Annotated in this window: 16 protein-coding genes and 1 pseudogene; 13 read left to right on the forward strand and 4 right to left on the reverse strand. The window is 57.1% G+C overall.

Annotated features, from left to right (window positions below; genetic code table 11):
• Positions 1–16 precede the first annotated feature (16 nt).
• Entirely contained in the window at positions 17–2,632 is a 2,616-nt protein-coding gene (locus EnteroDNA1_RS18685) for a DUF2339 domain-containing protein (RefSeq protein WP_069303728.1), read from the forward strand.
• Positions 2,629–4,014: a DUF3999 domain-containing protein gene (locus EnteroDNA1_RS18690; RefSeq protein WP_069303729.1), complete on the forward strand. Its 1,386-nt coding sequence runs from the start codon at positions 2,629–2,631 to the stop codon at positions 4,012–4,014. The genes EnteroDNA1_RS18685 and EnteroDNA1_RS18690 overlap by 4 nt, the downstream gene beginning before the upstream one ends.
• A 43-nt stretch (positions 4,015–4,057) precedes the next feature.
• Here EnteroDNA1_RS18690 and EnteroDNA1_RS18695 read toward each other — a convergent pair whose 3' ends face one another.
• On the reverse strand, positions 4,058–4,660 hold the full coding sequence (locus EnteroDNA1_RS18695; protein ID WP_014168840.1) for a peroxiredoxin: 603 nt from the start codon (positions 4,658–4,660) through the stop codon (positions 4,058–4,060).
• A 127-nt stretch (positions 4,661–4,787) separates the two neighbouring features.
• Complete coding sequence (gene acpH, locus EnteroDNA1_RS18700; RefSeq protein WP_029741678.1) at positions 4,788–5,369, reverse strand: ACP phosphodiesterase; 582 nt, start codon at positions 5,367–5,369, stop codon at positions 4,788–4,790.
• 92 nt (positions 5,370–5,461) lie between these two features.
• Between acpH and queA the strand changes: the two genes are divergently transcribed.
• From queA to EnteroDNA1_RS18735, 7 genes and pseudogenes are all read left to right on the forward strand, one after another.
• Entirely contained in the window at positions 5,462–6,532 is a 1,071-nt protein-coding gene (gene queA, locus EnteroDNA1_RS18705; protein ID WP_023310550.1) for a tRNA preQ1(34) S-adenosylmethionine ribosyltransferase-isomerase QueA, read from the forward strand.
• 53 nt (positions 6,533–6,585) lie between these two features.
• Positions 6,586–7,713, forward strand: coding sequence for a tRNA guanosine(34) transglycosylase Tgt (gene tgt, locus EnteroDNA1_RS18710; RefSeq protein ID WP_003859110.1), 1,128 nt, complete (start codon positions 6,586–6,588; stop codon positions 7,711–7,713).
• Between the two features lie 22 nt (positions 7,714–7,735).
• Complete coding sequence (yajC, locus tag EnteroDNA1_RS18715; RefSeq protein WP_003859109.1) at positions 7,736–8,068, forward strand: preprotein translocase subunit YajC; 333 nt, start codon at positions 7,736–7,738, stop codon at positions 8,066–8,068.
• 27 nt (positions 8,069–8,095) lie between these two features.
• Entirely contained in the window at positions 8,096–9,943 is a 1,848-nt protein-coding gene (gene secD, locus EnteroDNA1_RS18720; protein ID WP_071789390.1) for a protein translocase subunit SecD, read from the forward strand.
• A gap of 10 nt (positions 9,944–9,953) precedes the next feature.
• A complete protein-coding gene (gene secF, locus EnteroDNA1_RS18725) occupies positions 9,954–10,925 on the forward strand; it encodes a protein translocase subunit SecF (protein ID WP_023334689.1) in 972 nt (323 codons plus the stop codon).
• A 142-nt stretch (positions 10,926–11,067) separates the two neighbouring features.
• Positions 11,068–11,433 carry a VOC family protein gene (locus EnteroDNA1_RS18730; RefSeq protein ID WP_033144761.1) on the forward strand — a complete coding sequence of 122 codons (366 nt, stop codon included), beginning with the start codon at positions 11,068–11,070 and terminating at the stop codon, positions 11,431–11,433.
• Between the two features lie 14 nt (positions 11,434–11,447).
• A pseudogene (locus EnteroDNA1_RS18735) lies at positions 11,448–12,127 on the forward strand (helix-turn-helix transcriptional regulator).
• 145 nt (positions 12,128–12,272) lie between these two features.
• Here the strand turns inward: EnteroDNA1_RS18735 and EnteroDNA1_RS18740 are convergent.
• Entirely contained in the window at positions 12,273–13,151 is an 879-nt protein-coding gene (locus tag EnteroDNA1_RS18740; protein WP_039264090.1) for a nucleoside-specific channel-forming protein Tsx, read from the reverse strand.
• 267 nt (positions 13,152–13,418) lie between these two features.
• Positions 13,419–13,958 (reverse strand): DUF3251 domain-containing protein, encoded by a 540-nt coding sequence (locus tag EnteroDNA1_RS18745; protein WP_033146491.1) that lies wholly within the window; start codon positions 13,956–13,958, stop codon positions 13,419–13,421.
• A gap of 152 nt (positions 13,959–14,110) precedes the next feature.
• Between EnteroDNA1_RS18745 and nrdR the strand changes: the two genes are divergently transcribed.
• The 4 genes from nrdR to nusB all read left to right on the forward strand — a co-directional run bounded on the left by nrdR (position 14,111) and on the right by nusB (position 16,667).
• Positions 14,111–14,560: a transcriptional regulator NrdR gene (nrdR, locus tag EnteroDNA1_RS18750; RefSeq protein WP_008503337.1), complete on the forward strand. Its 450-nt coding sequence runs from the start codon at positions 14,111–14,113 to the stop codon at positions 14,558–14,560.
• Positions 14,561–14,564: 4 nt separating this feature from the next.
• On the forward strand, positions 14,565–15,668 hold the full coding sequence (gene ribD, locus EnteroDNA1_RS18755) for a bifunctional diaminohydroxyphosphoribosylaminopyrimidine deaminase/5-amino-6-(5-phosphoribosylamino)uracil reductase RibD (protein WP_069303731.1): 1,104 nt from the start codon (positions 14,565–14,567) through the stop codon (positions 15,666–15,668).
• Positions 15,669–15,755: 87 nt separating this feature from the next.
• On the forward strand, positions 15,756–16,226 hold the full coding sequence (gene ribH, locus EnteroDNA1_RS18760) for a 6,7-dimethyl-8-ribityllumazine synthase (protein WP_006176874.1): 471 nt from the start codon (positions 15,756–15,758) through the stop codon (positions 16,224–16,226).
• Between the two features lie 21 nt (positions 16,227–16,247).
• Positions 16,248–16,667 carry a transcription antitermination factor NusB gene (gene nusB / locus EnteroDNA1_RS18765; RefSeq protein WP_006809908.1) on the forward strand — a complete coding sequence of 140 codons (420 nt, stop codon included), beginning with the start codon at positions 16,248–16,250 and terminating at the stop codon, positions 16,665–16,667.
• Positions 16,668–16,725 lie beyond the last annotated feature (58 nt).

Genomic DNA, 16,725 nt, shown 5'->3' on the forward strand with positions numbered 1-16,725 from the left:
CGGTGAAGGTGGAAACATGGACGAGCTTTACATCCTTGGCTGTTTGTTCCTGGTATTTGCGCTGGTGGTGGCACCCGTGCTTGCGGTTATCGGCTTTAACCGAAGTACGGCGGCTCGACAGGAGATCGCCCGGCTACGCCAGCGCATTGAGGCGCTTGAGCTGCGCGGCGCGAATGAGATAGCGCCAGAGCCGGTGCAGTCTGCCGCTCCGGCGGACGTGACCGCGCCGGTGGTTGAAGATGCTCCCGCGCCTGTCGACCCCTGGCGTTCCGATACTCCCGCAGCCGTGGCAGAACCCGCTCCGGCCCCGACGCCTGCGGCAAAAAAGCCTTCTGCCTTTGGCGGTATCCTGACGTCGCTGGCGCGCTGGTTTATGCAGGGTAACCCGCTGGCGAAGCTTGGGATCCTGCTTCTCTTCCTCGGTCTTTCATTCCTGCTGCGCTATACCGTGGAACATTCCCTGTTCCCGCTTGAGCTGCGCCTCGTGGCAACGGCGCTGTTTGCCATCGTTCTGCTGGCGGTGGGGTGGCGGCTGCGGCATAAGCAGCGCGTCTATGCGCTGATCCTCCAGGGCGGGGCGACCGGCGTGCTCTACCTGACGGTGTTTGGCGCATTCCGGCTCTGGCAAATGCTGCCGATGACGCTGGCCTTTGCGCTGCTGGTGGTAATTTGCGCCGCGAGCGTTGGGCTGGCCGTGTTGCAGAAAGCGCTGAGCCTTGCCATGCTGGCGAGCCTCGGCGGGTATCTTGCGCCGCTGCTGTTGTCCACCGGGGGCGGCAGCTTTGTGGCGCTGTTCTCTTTCTATCTCCTGCTTTCCATCGGCATTCTCGCTATCAGCATCTGGCAGCACTGGCGCGAGCTGAACCTGCTCGGGCTGCTGTTTACGTTCGGCGTGGGCGGCCTGTGGGGGCTGAATGACTACCAGCCTGAAGACTATTGGGTCTGTCAGCTGTTCCTGATTGCCAATACGCTGATATTCGGCGTCCTGAGCGTGGCGCTGTCGCTGCGGGCGCAGGAGAAAGGGAAGCAAATTATTGACGGCGTGCTGCTGTTTGCCCCGCCGCTGATCGGTTTCGGGATGCAGTACGGCATGACCCGGCACTGGGAGTATGGCCCGGCCCTGAGCGCGCTGGGATACGGCGCATTTTATCTTACCCTCGCGTTCCTTGCGCTGCGGCGCTATCCCTCCATCGGACGACCGCTGGTCATGGCGGCGCTGGCAATCGGCGGCGGATTTGCCACGCTCGCCATTCCGCTGGCGCTGTCGGCGCGCTGGACGGCGATGGCCTGGGCGCTGGAAGGGCTGGGTATCCTCTGGCTGGGCGTACAGCAGCACCAGCGTCGCATGTGCTATAGCGGGACGGCGCTGCTGGTGCTGGCGCTCGGCAGCGCGCTGTGGGCGCAGACGAACGGCGTTACGTCCCTCAGCCTGCTGCTGATCTTCACCATCCTCAGCCTTTGCTGGCTGGCTGCGGCCTGGCTGTGGCGGACTCTCTTTCTGCCGGTCAGCCGGGCGCTGCTGGCAGGTGGGCTGCTGTTCTGGCTCGTGGCGCTATTGGGCGCATCGCGGCTGGCACTGACGAAGGAATTACCCATTCTGGCGGGCGTGCTGGCGCTGACGGCGGCGTCGGTCTGGGGCTGGCGGCAGGCGGCTGCTCGTCTGGCGTGGCGGGAGCTGGATGCCAGCAAATGGCTGCTGTGGCCGGTTATGCTGCTGATGGTGGGTTATCAGCTCTGGCACCAGCAGATCGTTGCCGCCGGCTGGTCAAATCTCGCCTGGTGCGTTGCGCTTCCTGCCGCGCTGATGCTGCTTCGGCGCGACGGTGAAAGACTCCCGCCGCGCATCGCGATGGGGCTGCATTTGTCGCTGTTCTGGATGATTTTGCTGGCGCTGGCCGCGGAGCTTTACTGGTTTACCCGTTCGCTGCCGTGGGGCATGGCGGCCTGGGGCAGCGGACTGGCGATGGCAGCAGGCGGCGGGGTGATTATGGGGCTCTCTGCAGCCGTACGGCGTCGGGGGTGGCCGTTCCGGGAGTGGCCTGCGCTCTACGCCTGCCTGGCACCGATCCCCGTGGTCGTGGCGCTGCTGGTACTGCTGGTGGTGACCAATTTCCAGGACGGCGTGGTCTATCGTCAGACCTGGCTGCCGGTGGTAAACCCGCTTGAGGAAGGCGCGGCGTTCGCATTGCTGGGGCTGGTGGTCTTTTATCGGGCGGTGGATCGCTACTACCCGGCGTGGCTCTCGCAGGCCCGTCCGTGGCCTGCCGTCGCGATGATGGCGTTTGGCTTCTGGTGGCTTAATGGTGCGCTGATGCGCGCCCTGGCCTGGTACGGCGACGTGGCCTGGAATATGGCATCGCTGTGGGATTCGCGGCTTATCCAGACCAGTTTTGCCCTGTTCTGGATGCTGAGCGCGCTGGTGGTCATGATCCATGCCACCCGTCGGGCTTCCCGGCAGGAGTGGCTCTGCGGTGCCGCGCTGCTGGGCGTGGTGATGGTTAAACTGATGCTGGTGGACAGCGCGGGCGGAGGCGGTTTGTCGCGCGCGGTGGCGTTTATCGGCGTGGCGATACTGGTTCTGATCGTGGGGTATTTCTCACCGCTACCGCCCAAAACAGGAGATGAAAAATGAAATGGATGAAAGCGGTAGCCTGTACCGCACTGCTGGCGCTTTCCGGCCCGGCGTTCTGCGGCGAGGGACAAACGGAATCGCCCCGGGACTATGCCTTTGGTCTTTCACTGGATACGTCTGTTCCTTCCCAGTGGTATCGGGTGATGCTGCCGCTCGCCGTCTATGAGCAAAGCACGTCGCCGGATCTGCATGATGTCCGCGTCTTTAACCAGTCGGGCGAGGCGGTTCCCTTCAGCCTGGTCAGCGCGACGCGTCCGCAGGTGCCAGCGCAATCCACCGCGCTGCGCCTCTTCCCGCTGGACGCCTCGCCGCTTGTGGCTTCTCGAGGATCCGGTGATAGCGATAAGATCCTGCTTCGTTCCGGAAGCGGCGTTGAGATTGTGCTGGAGGGGCAAAAAGCCGCCGCAGCCGGGCAACATTATCTGCTGACCCTGCCGGAACAGGCGACGGGCGAGATCGCTATATCCCAGCTGCAGCTGCTCTGGAATACCCCGCAGACGCCGTGGCAGGGAACGGCGTCGGTCTATTACAGCGAGGATCTTAAGCGCTGGTATACCCTACGCGAGGATATGCCATTGCTGGACGTCGTCAGCGGTCAGGATCGTCTTAAGCTCGATCGGATCGATACCGATACCGTTTTATCTCCCGATGCAAATCGCTATCTCATGGTGGTGCTGAATGCGCAGAGCCAGGGGATAACTTTGACCGGCGTAAACGCAATCAGCGCACCCGCGCAGGCAGGCCCGGAAGCGGTCGACCTTGAGGGCGAAGGGGAGCAGCTATCGACAAGCGAAGCGCAGTGGCACTGGGCGCGCCCGCAGCCGCTGAGTGCTGTCAGCCTCTCACTGAATGGCGATGGCGTCCTTCCCGTGGAGATCGCGTGGCGGAGTACGGAAAAAGACGCATGGCATCCTCTGAAGAAAGAGGTCCTTTACCGTCTTGAGGGAAAAACGTCGCCACCGGTTTCGCTTAACGGGGGGCTGGTGCAGGCCTTGAAAATCACGACGCTGAATGCGCGTCTGCCAGAATACCTGCCGAGCGTCACGGGACATCGCGACCGCTATGACCTGGTGTTCAACGCGCAGGGGAAAGCGCCGTACGTGCTCGCCTGGGGCAACGGCGCCGCGAAGCCTGCCAGCGTGGAGCCCGGCATGCTGATCCCGGCCGACCTGCGCAAGACCTATGATATGGCGAACCTGCCGCAGGCCGACATTCTGGATGATGTTGCGTTAGGCGGCGAGGGGCGTCTGACCGCTACCTCTGCGGCTGAGCGGGAGAGCAGGATGAACACGCTTCTGGTATGGGGCGTGCTGATTGCGGGGGTGATTCTGCTGGCGGGCATGGCCTGGCGTATCTGGCGAGAGACGCAGCGTAAGGCATAAAAAAAGGCCCGCATAAGCGGGCCTTTTTCGTAAACCGTGCCGATTACAGGCTGGATACGTTCTCAGACAGGTATTTAGCCACGCCGTCTGGAGACGCGTTCATGCCTTCTTTACCTTTTTCCCACTGAGCCGGGCACACTTCGCCGTGCTCTTCGTGGAACTGCAGCGCGTCAACCATGCGCAGCATTTCGTCGATGTTACGACCCAGCGGCAGATCGTTCACAACCTGGTGACGAACGATGCCGTTTGCGTCGATCAGGAAGGAGCCACGCAGCGCAACGCCAGCGTCCGGATGTTCGATACCGTAAGCCTGCTGGATTTCGCGTTTGATGTCCGCAACCATTGCGTATTTCACCGCACCGATGCCGCCTTTGTCGACAGGGGTGTTACGCCATGCGTTGTGTACAAATTCAGAGTCGAAGGAGACGCCAACAACTTCCACGCCACGCTTCTGGAATTCTTCATAACGTTTGTCGAAGGCAATCAGCTCAGACGGGCAAACGAAAGTGAAGTCCATTGGCCAGAAGAACAGAACGGTCGCTTTACCGTTGGTGTGCTGTTTGAAGTTGAAGTTTTCAACGATTTCACCGTTGCCCAGAACTGCTGCAGCTGTAAAATCCGGAGCCGGACGAGTTACCAGAACCATATGATTCTCCTGTAGATACTAAGGTTATTTGGAACGCAACGCGAGCCAGTATAGAGAGTGTTCATGGATAAGACAAAGAGGTGGTGACAATCGTTCCGCCAGCTTTTACCTATCAATGTGAATTCTGTCAGAGCTGTTTGTTTTTCGCCTGCACCATCATCCGCGGGTAAAACTGCCAGAAACGCGCTTCCAGGGCATCGTAATGTTCATCCAGGTCATACCAGGAATCCCGCAGCGCATCCAGTCGCGGTCGGCGGCTCGCCATCCCGTTCAGCACGTTTTGGATGAAATCCATCTCGCGATAGCGCTCCAGCCAGCGTTCCGACCATAAATAGTTATTCAGATTCACAAAGCGCGGCGGCGAGTCGGGCAGAATGATCGACACCTGCTGGTGGGCATAGCGCACAAACGCCGGCAAGGGCATCTCCGGCGACAGCTGTTCCCAGTGGCGCGACAGAAAGTGATCCCACATCACGTCGAGCGTGATCGGCGCAACGCGGCGCGTTTCAGGGCGAAACCACGCTTTAGCTTCCGTCACTTCCGGCAGCTTATCCGTCAGCACGTCGATGCGGCGGTGCATAAAAATCCCGTCGACAACCTCAGGGGAATAGTCCTCAGCGGGGTTGCCGCGTACGAAATCGGCCAGCAAATTGCCGGACAGGGAGCTGTCAGCGAGGTGAGCGAGATGCAGGTGAGCGAGAAAATTCATGCGTTTTATTTGTCCGGGGGCGGCTAGTTGTTGCAGCAAAAGGGTGTGAGCACTAGACTATGCCGCCTGTTTTTAAGTCACGAGTATACGTCATGCGCGTCGCCGATTTCTCCTTTGAACTACCTGAATCCCTGATTGCTCACTATCCCATGCCTGAGCGCAGCAGCTGTCGCTTACTGTCACTGGATGGGCCAACGGGCGAGCTGACGCACGGTACTTTCACCGATTTGCTCGACAAGCTCAACCCTGGCGATCTGCTGGTCTTTAACAATACCCGCGTGATCCCGGCGCGCCTGTTTGGCCGTAAAGCCAGCGGCGGCAAGATTGAAGTGCTGGTCGAACGTATGCTCGATGATAAACGTATTCTGGCACATATTCGCGCGTCTAAGGCGCCGAAGCCGGGCGCTGAACTGCTGCTGGGCGATGATGAGAGCATCAAAGCGACCATGACCGCGCGCCACGATGCGCTGTTTGAAGTGGCGTTCGACGACGAGCGTACGGTGCTCGATATCCTGAACGCCATCGGCCACATGCCGCTGCCGCCGTATATTGAGCGTCCGGACGAAGAGGCCGATCGCGAGCTGTACCAGACCGTCTACAGCCAGAAGCCTGGCGCCGTCGCTGCGCCGACCGCAGGCCTGCATTTTGATGAGCCGCTGCTGGAGAAACTGCGCGCGAAGGGCGTGGAGATGGCGTTCGTGACGCTGCACGTCGGCGCGGGAACCTTCCAGCCGGTGCGCGTGGACAGCATTGAAGATCACATCATGCACTCTGAGTATGCTGAAGTGCCTCAGGATGTTGTGGACGCGGTGCTGGCGGCGAAAGCGCGCGGTAGCCGCGTCGTGGCGGTCGGTACAACGTCCGTGCGCTCACTCGAGAGCGCCGCGCAAGCCGCGAAGAGCGATCTTATCGAGCCGTTCTTTGGCGATACGCAGATCTTTATCTACCCGGGCTATCAGTACAAAGTGATTGACGCGCTGGTGACCAACTTCCATCTGCCTGAATCAACGCTGATTATGCTGGTGTCGGCATTTGCCGGTTATCAGCATACGATGGCGGCCTACAAGTCTGCGGTAGAACAAAAATATCGCTTTTTTAGCTACGGGGACGCGATGTTTATCACGTACAATCCGCTGGCTTTGAATGAGCGTGTCGGGGAATAAGTCCGCGGCACCGTTTTACAACGTTGGACTGTTTTTCTGACGTCGGAGAAAAAATGAAATTTGAACTCGATACCACCGATGGCCGCGCGCGTCGCGGTCGCCTGGTGTTTGATCGCGGCGTGGTGGAAACCCCCGCGTTTATGCCTGTGGGCACGTACGGCACCGTAAAAGGGATGACGCCGGAAGAAGTAGAAGCCACTGGCGCACAGATTATCCTCGGCAACACCTTCCACCTGTGGCTGCGTCCGGGTCAGGAGATCATGAAGCTCCACGGCGACCTGCACGATTTCATGCAGTGGAAAGGCCCAATCCTGACCGACTCCGGCGGCTTCCAGGTCTTCAGCCTGGGCGATATCCGCAAGATCACCGAGCAGGGCGTACACTTCCGTAACCCGATCAACGGCGATCCGATTTTCCTCGATCCCGAAAAATCGATGGAGATTCAGTACGATCTCGGCTCTGACATCGTGATGATCTTCGACGAATGTACGCCGTATCCGGCCGACTGGGATTACGCAAAACGCTCCATGGAGATGTCTCTGCGCTGGGCGAAGCGTAGCCGTGACCGTTTTGACTCGCTGCAGAACAAAAATGCACTGTTCGGCATTATCCAGGGCAGCGTTTACGAAGATTTACGCGATATCTCTGTTAAAGGTCTGGTAGAGATAGGTTTTGATGGCTACGCTGTCGGCGGTTTGGCTGTGGGTGAGCCGAAGGAAGACATGCACCGCATTCTTGAGCATGTCTGCCCGCAAATCCCGGCGGATAAACCACGATACCTGATGGGCGTGGGTAAACCAGAAGATCTGGTTGAAGGCGTACGCCGCGGCATTGATATGTTCGACTGCGTCATGCCAACCCGCAACGCGCGTAACGGCCATTTGTTCGTTACCGATGGCGTGGTGAAAATCCGTAACGCGAAGCATAAGAGTGACACCAGCCCGCTCGATTCCGAGTGCGATTGCTATACCTGTCGCAATTATTCTCGCGCGTATCTGCATCATCTCGATCGTTGCAACGAGATTTTGGGCGCGCGTCTCAATACCATTCATAATCTTCGTTATTATCAGCGCTTAATGGCTGGTTTACGTAAGGCTATCGAAGAGGGTAAATTAGAGAGCTTCGTGACCGATTTCTACCAACGTCAGGGGCGGGATGTTCCACCGTTGAACGTTGATTAATTTTAATAATGAGGGAATTTGAATGAGCTTTTTTATTTCTGATGCGGTAGCGGCAACAGGTGCTCCAGCGCAGGGCAGCCCGATGTCTCTGATTCTGATGCTGGTTGTGTTCGGTCTGATCTTCTACTTCATGATCCTGCGTCCACAGCAGAAGCGCACCAAAGAGCACAAAAACCTGATGAACTCCATTGCGAAAGGCGATGAAGTACTGACTAACGGTGGTCTGGTGGGTCGCGTAACCAAAGTGGCTGAAAACGGCTACATTGCTATCGCCCTGAACGACACCACTGAAGTGGTCATCAAACGTGACTTCGTAGCTGCCGTTCTGCCGAAAGGCACCATGAAGGCGCTGTAATCCCAACTTTTCCCAAAGGGAACTGCCGTGTTAAACCGTTATCCTTTGTGGAAGTACATCATGCTGGTCGTCGTGATTCTCGTCGGCCTGCTGTACGCGCTTCCCAACCTGTATGGTGAGGATCCGGCTGTTCAAATCACTGGCGCGCGCGGTGTCGCCGCCAGTGAGCAAACGCTGATCCAGGTCCAGAAAACGTTACAAGAAGAAAAAATTACCGCTAAGTCTGTGGCTCTGGAAGAGGGTGCAATTCTTGCTCGCTTCGACACCACCGACACGCAGCTCCGCGCTCGCGAAGCGCTGATGGGCGTGCTGGGTGACAAATACGTCGTGGCGCTTAACCTTGCCCCTGCAACCCCGCGTTGGCTGGCTGCGATGAAAGCAGAGCCAATGAAACTCGGTCTTGACCTGCGTGGCGGCGTTCACTTCCTGATGGAAGTGGATATGGATACCGCGCTCGGCAAGCTGCAGGAACAGAATATCGACAGCCTGCGCAGCGATCTGCGTGACAAAGGCATCGCTTACACCACCGTGCGTAAAGAAGATAACTACGGCATGAGCATCACGTTCCGCGACAGCGCGGCGCGCGATCAGGCTGTAGATTACCTGACTCAACGTCACCGTGACCTGGTGATCACCTCTCAGGGCAGCAACCAGCTGCGCGCGGTGATGACCGATGCGCGTCTGAAAGAAGCGCGTGAATATGCCGTTCAGCAGAACATCAACATTCTGCGTAACCGTGTAAACCAGCTGGGCGTGGCTGAGCCGCTGGTACAGCGTCAGGGTGCTGACCGTATCGTGGTTGAACTGCCGGGTATCCAGGATACCGCGCGTGCGAAAGAGATTCTGGGTGCGACTGCAACCCTGGAATTCCGTCTGGTGAACTCCAACGTCGATCAGTCCGCTGCCGCCGCAGGGCGTATTCCGGGTGACTCCGAAGTGAAACAGACCCGCGAAGGTCAGCCAGTAGTGCTGTACAAACGCGTGATTCTGACCGGTGACCACATCACCGACTCCACGTCGAGCCAGGACGAATACAACCAGCCGCAGGTTAACATCTCGCTGGATAGCGCGGGTGGTAACATCATGTCTAACTTCACCAAGGACAACATCGGCAAACCGATGGCGACCCTGTTCGTGGAGTACAAAGACAGCGGCAAGAAAGATGCAAACGGTCGTGCGGTACTGGTGAAAGAGGAAGAGGTGATTAACATCGCCAACATCCAGTCTCGTCTGGGTAACAGCTTCCGTATTACCGGTATCAACAACCCGAACGAAGCGCGTCAGCTTTCTCTGCTGCTGCGTGCCGGTGCGCTGATTGCGCCAATTCAGATTGTTGAAGAACGTACCATTGGTCCAACTCTGGGTATGCAAAACATCCAGCAGGGTCTGGAAGCGTGTCTGGCCGGTCTGGTGGTCTCTATCCTCTTCATGATCTTCTTCTACAAGAAGTTTGGTCTGATTGCGACCTCCGCGCTGATCGCCAACCTGGTGCTGATCATCGGCATTATGTCCCTGCTGCCGGGGGCGACGCTGACCATGCCGGGCATTGCGGGTATCGTTCTTACCCTTGCGGTGGCGGTCGACGCCAACGTACTGATTAACGAACGTATCAAAGAAGAGTTGAGCAACGGTCGCTCTATTCAGCAGGCGATTGACGAAGGCTATAAAGGCGCGTTCAGCTCCATCTTCGATGCGAACGTAACAACACTGATTAAGGTTCTTATCCTGTATGCAGTGGGTACTGGCGCGATCAAAGGCTTTGCGATTACAACCGGTATCGGTGTCGCAACGTCAATGTTTACCGCTATTGTCGGCACCCGTGCCATCGTGAACCTGCTGTACGGCGGCAAGCGCGTCAAAAAGCTGTCTATCTGAGGAGTGCGTTGTGGCACAGGAATATACTGTTGAACAATTGAACCACGGCCGTAAAGTCTGGGACTTTATGCGCTGGGACTACTGGGCCTTCGGCATTTCAGGTTTACTGCTGATTCTGTCCATCGGCATTATGAGCGTGAAAGGCTTTAACTGGGGTCTGGATTTCACCGGCGGTACGGTCATTGAGATCTCCCTGGAAAAGCCGGTCGATATGGACCAGATGCGTTTGTCTCTGCAGAAAGCGGGCTTTGAAGAGCCGCTGCTGCAGAACTTCGGCAGCAGCCGCGACATCATGGTGCGTATGCCGCCGGTGCACGATGCCAACGGCAGCCAGGAGCTGGGCAGCAAGGTTGTTAGCGTGATTAACGAAACAACCAGCCAGAACGCGGCGGTCAAGCGTATTGAGTTCGTCGGCCCAAGCGTGGGTGCTGACCTGGCGCAGACCGGTGCGATGGCGCTGCTGGTGGCGCTGATCTCCATTCTGGTATACGTCGGTTTCCGCTTTGAGTGGCGACTGGCGGCCGGTGTGGTTATCGCTCTGGCGCACGACGTGGTGATCACCATGGGCATACTGTCGCTGTTCCACATTGAGATTGACCTGACGATTGTGGCATCCCTGATGTCCGTTATCGGTTACTCACTGAACGACAGTATCGTGGTATCTGACCGTATCCGTGAAAACTTCCGTAAGATCCGTCGCGGTACGCCGTACGAAATCTTTAACGTGTCGTTGACCCAGACGCTGCACCGTACCTTGATAACATCCGGTACCACTTTGATGGTGATCCTGATGCTGTTCCTCTTCGGTGGTCCGGTACTGGAAGGCTTCTCGCTGACCATGCTGATTGGTGTCACCATCGGTACGGCGTCGTCTATCTACGTCGCATCCGCTCTGGCACTGAAACTCGGCATGAAGCGCGAGCACCTGCTCCAGCAGAAAGTCGAGAAAGAAGGGGCGGATCAGCCGTCCATTCTGCCGTAAGGCGACGTTTAGCGCGTTATCGAAATCCCGGTCTGTTGACCGGGATTTTTTTTATCTGCTCCTGACAAACACTCCTGACAGTATGCTGTCAGGAGCCCTGTCGTAGACTTCTTCTGAACCCAAACAACTGGCAGGAGAATATATGAAAAGCGTCATTAACTGGTTTGAAATTCCGGTCGCCGATATGGATCGCGCCATCAAATTTTATGAGCCGGTGATGCAGCTCGCGCTGCGTCGCGAGAAAATGGACTGTGCGGAGCTGGCCGTTTTCCCGCATGAGGATCCGTATACCGGCGGGGCGCTGGCAAAATTTGACGGCGTTACACCGTCTTTGCAGGGCGCTATTATTTACCTGCATACTGACAATCTGGCGGCCACGCTCGATCGCATCGCCTCCGCGGGCGGCGAGTGCGTGTTTGGCCCGCTGGAACTGCCGCATGGTATTGGCACTATCGCATTGTTTACCGACAGCGAGGGTAACCGCGTCGGCCTCCATCAACCTGCCTGAGAGCGGAATAAGATATGACCCGACGCGCTGACCGTTTGTTTCAGATTGTGCAGATCCTGCGGGGCAGGCGTCTGACAACGGCAGCGCATCTGGCGGACCGGCTTGGCGTGTCCGAGCGCACGGTCTACCGCGATATCCGCGATCTGTCGCTTTCCGGCGTGCCGGTGGAAGGTGAGGCGGGGAGCGGATATCGGCTGATGTCGGGTTTTGACCTGCCGCCGCTGATGCTGACAAATAAGGAGTCAGAGGCGCTGATCGTCGCGATTCGCCTGCTCAAAACCTGGGGAGGGGAATCGCTTTCGCGCGAGCTGGAGTCGGCTCAGGAGAAGGTGCTGGCTATCCTGCCCGAGGAGAGTCGTCGAAAGGCGGAGCAGACGCGGATCTACGCCCCGGATTTTTGCATGCAAAGCCACTCCCGCAGCGATTTTGACATGATCCATCAGGCGATTTCCGCCCAGCGCGTGCTGGCGCTGCATTACCGTGATGAAGCCGGACAGCTCTCAAAGCGCGAGGTTCAGCCGCTGGGCTTGTTCTTCTGGGGGAGCGCTGGCTGCTGGCGGCGTGGTGCGAACGGCGCGACGACTATCGCTGTTTCCGGCTCGACCGCTGTCTCAATATTGTGCAGACGGAGAGGCGGTTTAGCGAGAGTGCGGACAGATCGCTGGCGGATTTTTTGCGGAAGGTTAAGCAGTAAAAAGCCAGCTCTTGAGCTGGCTTTTTTTGCCCGGCGGCGAGGTAAAAGTAAAACGGCAACGAATGTTGCCGTTTTTTGTATTTGTTCCCTCTCCCTGTGGGAGAGGGTCAGGGTGAGGGCATCAGCCCGCACAGTCCCGAACAGGTTAGAAGTTATAACCTACAACCAGGTAGCCACCCCAACCGGTAGAACGGACGTTTTCGTTCATCCATACCAGTTTCGCGTCGTCGTTCCACTGACCGCCGTTGTGCCAGTAACGCGCAACAACAGAGTAGTGCCAGTGATCGTAGTTCAGCGCCAGAATGTGGCTTGAGGCGATGGAATTGTTGGTACGCTGCTTGATACCGTTCTCTGCGTAACCGCTCTTATCGCCCAGCTCTGAACCCCAGTCGAAGTTGGTGAAGCCGATATAGCTCAGGTTACCGCCCCACAGCTGAGTGATTGGCACAAAGTATTTCACTTTGAAACGGTAGCCATCCCACTCATTCTGGTTTTCGGCACCGTAGTTCTGCCACTGGTATTTCGCGTACACGTTCAGGGACAGGCTCATTGGCAGGCCGGTGTCAACGTCGGTACCCAGACCCATATACCAGGTGCTCTGACGACCGGACTCGTTGCGGCCCATGTCGTAGATATAGTTGTTCGCGAAGTACCACTCTTTGAACGGGCCGAAGCTCAGGTCTGTGCCGGTCAGCTTGTCGATGGAGAAGCGCGGTTCGATCTCCATGAACAGTGGAGAACCGTGGTTCCAGATACCTTTAGCCTGCGAGTTACCGCCGAAGAAGACCGGTGCATCCATATAGCCGTAGAAATCAAACCAGTCTTTCTTGGCGAATGCTTCGTACTCCAGGTAGGTATCGTTGCGGATCTGAGGTCCGAAACGCGTGTGGTAGCTGCCGACCACGTTAACACTCTGGTGCCACCAGTCGGAGAGGTATTGTGGTTTATCGTTTTCCGCTGCGTTAACAGTGAAAGAAGAGGAGAGTGCCAGTACAGCGCCGGCTGCGAGTAATGTTTTTTTCATAATCATGCCACTGATTGAAATTCCCTTCCGGGAGTGAAAAATGCGCGAATTGCGTTTCTAAATATTTCGTGTTTCTGCGGTGCCTATTATAGGAATCCCTGCTCACAAAAATATGTGTTGTTTCACATATCTCTCATACGCGTAATCGATTGCGTTCACGTTTGCGTACTTTAAACGGGCGGGATTGTAGCGGCAATCATTTATGTTGCCAATCCATACGAAATGTAAATGTTAGCGGAGTGACATTTCACTCCGCTAAAGGGAGGGTTATTGCGCGGCGGGCTGGATATCGTGAATGCGGATGAAACCTAACCGATCCGGAGTGAGTCCGTTAAGCTGCAGCGGAATGTCAACATCGCTCGGAGCCAGCACGCTGGCCGGTGCGGTGAACAGCTGACTGTTAACATTCACCTCCTGGTAGCTCTCAGTGGTGCCCTGGATCTGTCCCCATTCGACGGTGCCGCTGAAGGCAGGCAACGGATCGTTGGACTCGCCCTGAATGCGTAATGTTGCGCGAGTACCATTTGCATTCGCCGCCACATTCACCAGAGACATTTTTAGCGTGCCAATCTGACTATTGAGACGCGCAGGCGTATTCGCTCCCGGCAGCAGATAAACCCCGCTGCTGGATTTGGCGTTTAGCGCGTTTTGCTGGGTGATCTTCACCGTTTCTTTGTTCAGTTTGTCCATCGCCGCATTGAGCGTGTTCACGCTCTGTTTCATCTGACGGACTTCGGTTTGCTGTGCACAGGCGCTAAGGGTGAAGAGGCTCCCCACCAGCAAAATTTTAAGGTAACGTCTTGTCATTGCGTTTATTTCCTTGAAATAACGGATCGCCTTAATGGTAGCCAGCCTCGACGTTTCAGACATAGATCCTTTGTCTCAAAAAGCTCTTCCTTTGTTGTCAGGCCAGATCAGGGTAAAATGAAAATTAGTTAACCACATAACAGGGATACCGTATGCATTGCCCATTCTGCTCCGCTGTGGATACCAAAGTCATCGACTCTCGTCTTGTGGGCGAAGGGTCATCCGTACGCCGTCGTCGGCAGTGTCTGGTGTGCAACGAGCGTTTCACGACCTTTGAGGTTGCAGAGCTGGTAATGCCGCGCGTGGTGAAAAGCAACGACGTGCGCGAGCCGTTTAACGAAGAGAAACTGCGCAGCGGGATGCTGAAGGCCCTGGAAAAACGTCCCGTCAGCGCGGATGACGTTGAGATGGCGTTAAACCACATAAAATCTTACCTTCGTGGTTTGGGTGAGCGTGAAGTGCCGAGCAAAATGATCGGTAACCTGGTGATGGAGCAGCTGAAAAAGCTCGATAAGGTTGCCTATATCCGCTTCGCCTCGGTCTACCGCAGCTTCGAAGACATCAAAGAGTTTGGCGAAGAGATCGCCCGCTTACAGGATTAAGCTCATGCAGGATGAGATTTACATGGCGCGAGCCATGAAGCTGGCGCAGCGCGGTCGTTTTACCACCCATCCCAACCCGAACGTCGGGTGCGTTATCGTTAAAGATGGCGAGATCGTAGGGGAGGGGTTTCACTATCGTGCCGGCGAGCCGCATGCCGAGGTTCATGCGCTGCGCATGGCGGGTGAGAAGGCGCGCGGCGCCACAGCCTACGTCACGCTGGAGCCCTGCAGCCATCACGGGCGTACGCCGCCGTGCTGCGAAGCGCTGATCGCGGCAGGCGTTTCACGCGTGGTCGCATCGATGCAGGACCCGAATCCGCAGGTTGCCGGACGCGGCCTGTATCGCCTGCAGCAGGAAGGCATCGACGTCAGCCATGGGCTGATGATGCAGGACGCGGAAGCGATCAACAAAGGCTTTCTGAAGCGCATGCGCACGGGGTTCCCGTATATTCAGCTCAAGCTGGGCGCCTCGCTGGACGGTCGTACGGCGATGGCAAACGGCGAAAGCCAGTGGATTACCTCTCCACAGGCAAGGCGCGATGTGCAACGTCTGCGCGCGCAAAGCCATGCTATCCTCACCAGCAGTGAAACCGTTCTGGCTGACGATCCGGCCATGACCGTGCGCTGGGACGAACTGAATGCCGATACCCAGGCGCTGTACCCGCAGGAGAACCTGCGCCAGCCGCTGCGTATTATCATTGATAGCCAGAACCGCGTGACGCCGGAGCACCGCATCGTGCAGCAGCCGGGTGAAACCTGGATTGCCCGCACTAAAGAAGATACGCGCGAATGGCCGGAAGGCGTGCGCAGCATTATGGTGCCGGAGCATAACGGTCATCTGGATCTGGTAGTGCTGATGATGCTGCTCGGCAAGCAGCAGGTGAACAGCATCTGGGTGGAAGCGGGGCCAACGCTCGCCGGTGCGCTTTTACAGGCCGGACTGGTGGATGAACTGATTGTTTACGTTGCGCCTAAACTGTTAGGTCACGACGCGCGCGGCCTGTTTGTGCTGCCCGGCCTTGAAAAACTGGCCGACGCACCGCAACTCAAATTTAGCGAGATTCGTCCGGTAGGCCCGGATGTCTGCCTCCACTTAACGACAGCGTAATTGCTCCTGAAATAGGGAAGCAGTGCGCAAAGTATTATGATAAAATCCGCCCCCCTGCGGGGCCAAATGAACCCGTAAAGGAAGAGTATGAACATTATTGAAGCTGCTGTAGCTACCCCGGACGCTCGCGTCGCCATCACCATTGCGCGTTTCAACAACTTCATCAACGACAGCCTGCTGGAAGGTGCGATTGACGCCCTGAAACGTATCGGCCAGGTTAAAGATGACAACATTACCGTTGTTTGGGTTCCAGGCGCTTACGAACTGCCACTGGCGGCGGGCGCGCTGGCGAAAACCGGTAAATACGACGCGGTGATTGCGCTGGGTACCGTTATTCGTGGCGGCACTGCGCACTTCGAATACGTTGCGGGCGGTGCAAGCAACGGTCTGGCACACGTTGCGCAGGATGCTGAAATTCCTGTCGCGTTCGGCGTGCTGACCACCGAAAGTATTGAACAAGCCATCGAACGTGCTGGCACCAAAGCCGGTAACAAAGGTGCAGAAGCTGCACTGACCGCGCTTGAAATGATCAATGTATTGAAAGCCATCAAGGCCTGATTTTTTTGTAAGGGGAATTCCGTGAAACCTGCTGCTCGTCGCCGCGCCCGTGAATGTGCCGTCCAGGCACTTTACTCCTGGCAGTTGTCCCAGAACGACATCGCTGATGTCGAATACCAGTTCCTGTCAGAACAGGACGTAAAAGACGTTGACGTTCTGTACTTCCGCGAACTGCTGTCGGGAGTGGCGACTAATAGCGCGTATCTCGATGGCCTGATGAAGCCATACCTGTCCCGTCTGCTCGAAGAGCTGGGCCAGGTGGAAAAAGCAGTGTTGCGTATCGCGCTGTTTGAGCTGTCTAAACGTGATGATGTGCCGTATAAAGTGGCCATCAACGAAGCGATCGAGCTGGCGAAAACCTTCGGCGCTGAAGACAGCCACAAGTTTGTAAACGGCGTACTTGATAAAGCAGCACCTGCGATCCGTCCCCACAAAAAGTGATCCGCAAACCGGAGTCCTGCATTGCCTGACGGGCAGTGCGGCTCCGGTTTTTTCTTTT

Source organism: Enterobacter sp. HK169, from assembly GCF_001719105.1.
In the GTDB taxonomy this organism is placed as follows: Bacteria; Pseudomonadota; Gammaproteobacteria; order Enterobacterales; family Enterobacteriaceae; genus Enterobacter; species Enterobacter asburiae_B.

Coding starts and splice junctions, on each gene's coding strand:
- yajC (WP_003859109.1), top strand. CDS start 7,736: ATGAGCTTTTTTATTTCTGATGCGGTAGCGGCAACAGGTGCTCCAGCG.
- queA (WP_023310550.1), top strand. CDS start 5,462: ATGCGCGTCGCCGATTTCTCCTTTGAACTACCTGAATCCCTGATTGCT.
- EnteroDNA1_RS18730 (WP_033144761.1), top strand. CDS start 11,068: ATGAAAAGCGTCATTAACTGGTTTGAAATTCCGGTCGCCGATATGGAT.
- nrdR (WP_008503337.1), top strand. CDS start 14,111: ATGCATTGCCCATTCTGCTCCGCTGTGGATACCAAAGTCATCGACTCT.
- EnteroDNA1_RS18695 (WP_014168840.1), bottom strand. CDS start 4,660: ATGGTTCTGGTAACTCGTCCGGCTCCGGATTTTACAGCTGCAGCAGTT.
- acpH (WP_029741678.1), bottom strand. CDS start 5,369: ATGAATTTTCTCGCTCACCTGCATCTCGCTCACCTCGCTGACAGCTCC.
- EnteroDNA1_RS18690 (WP_069303729.1), top strand. CDS start 2,629: ATGAAATGGATGAAAGCGGTAGCCTGTACCGCACTGCTGGCGCTTTCC.
- EnteroDNA1_RS18745 (WP_033146491.1), bottom strand. CDS start 13,958: ATGACAAGACGTTACCTTAAAATTTTGCTGGTGGGGAGCCTCTTCACC.
- EnteroDNA1_RS18740 (WP_039264090.1), bottom strand. CDS start 13,151: ATGAAAAAAACATTACTCGCAGCCGGCGCTGTACTGGCACTCTCCTCT.
- EnteroDNA1_RS18685 (WP_069303728.1), top strand. CDS start 17: ATGGACGAGCTTTACATCCTTGGCTGTTTGTTCCTGGTATTTGCGCTG.
- ribD (WP_069303731.1), top strand. CDS start 14,565: ATGCAGGATGAGATTTACATGGCGCGAGCCATGAAGCTGGCGCAGCGC.
- ribH (WP_006176874.1), top strand. CDS start 15,756: ATGAACATTATTGAAGCTGCTGTAGCTACCCCGGACGCTCGCGTCGCC.
- tgt (WP_003859110.1), top strand. CDS start 6,586: ATGAAATTTGAACTCGATACCACCGATGGCCGCGCGCGTCGCGGTCGC.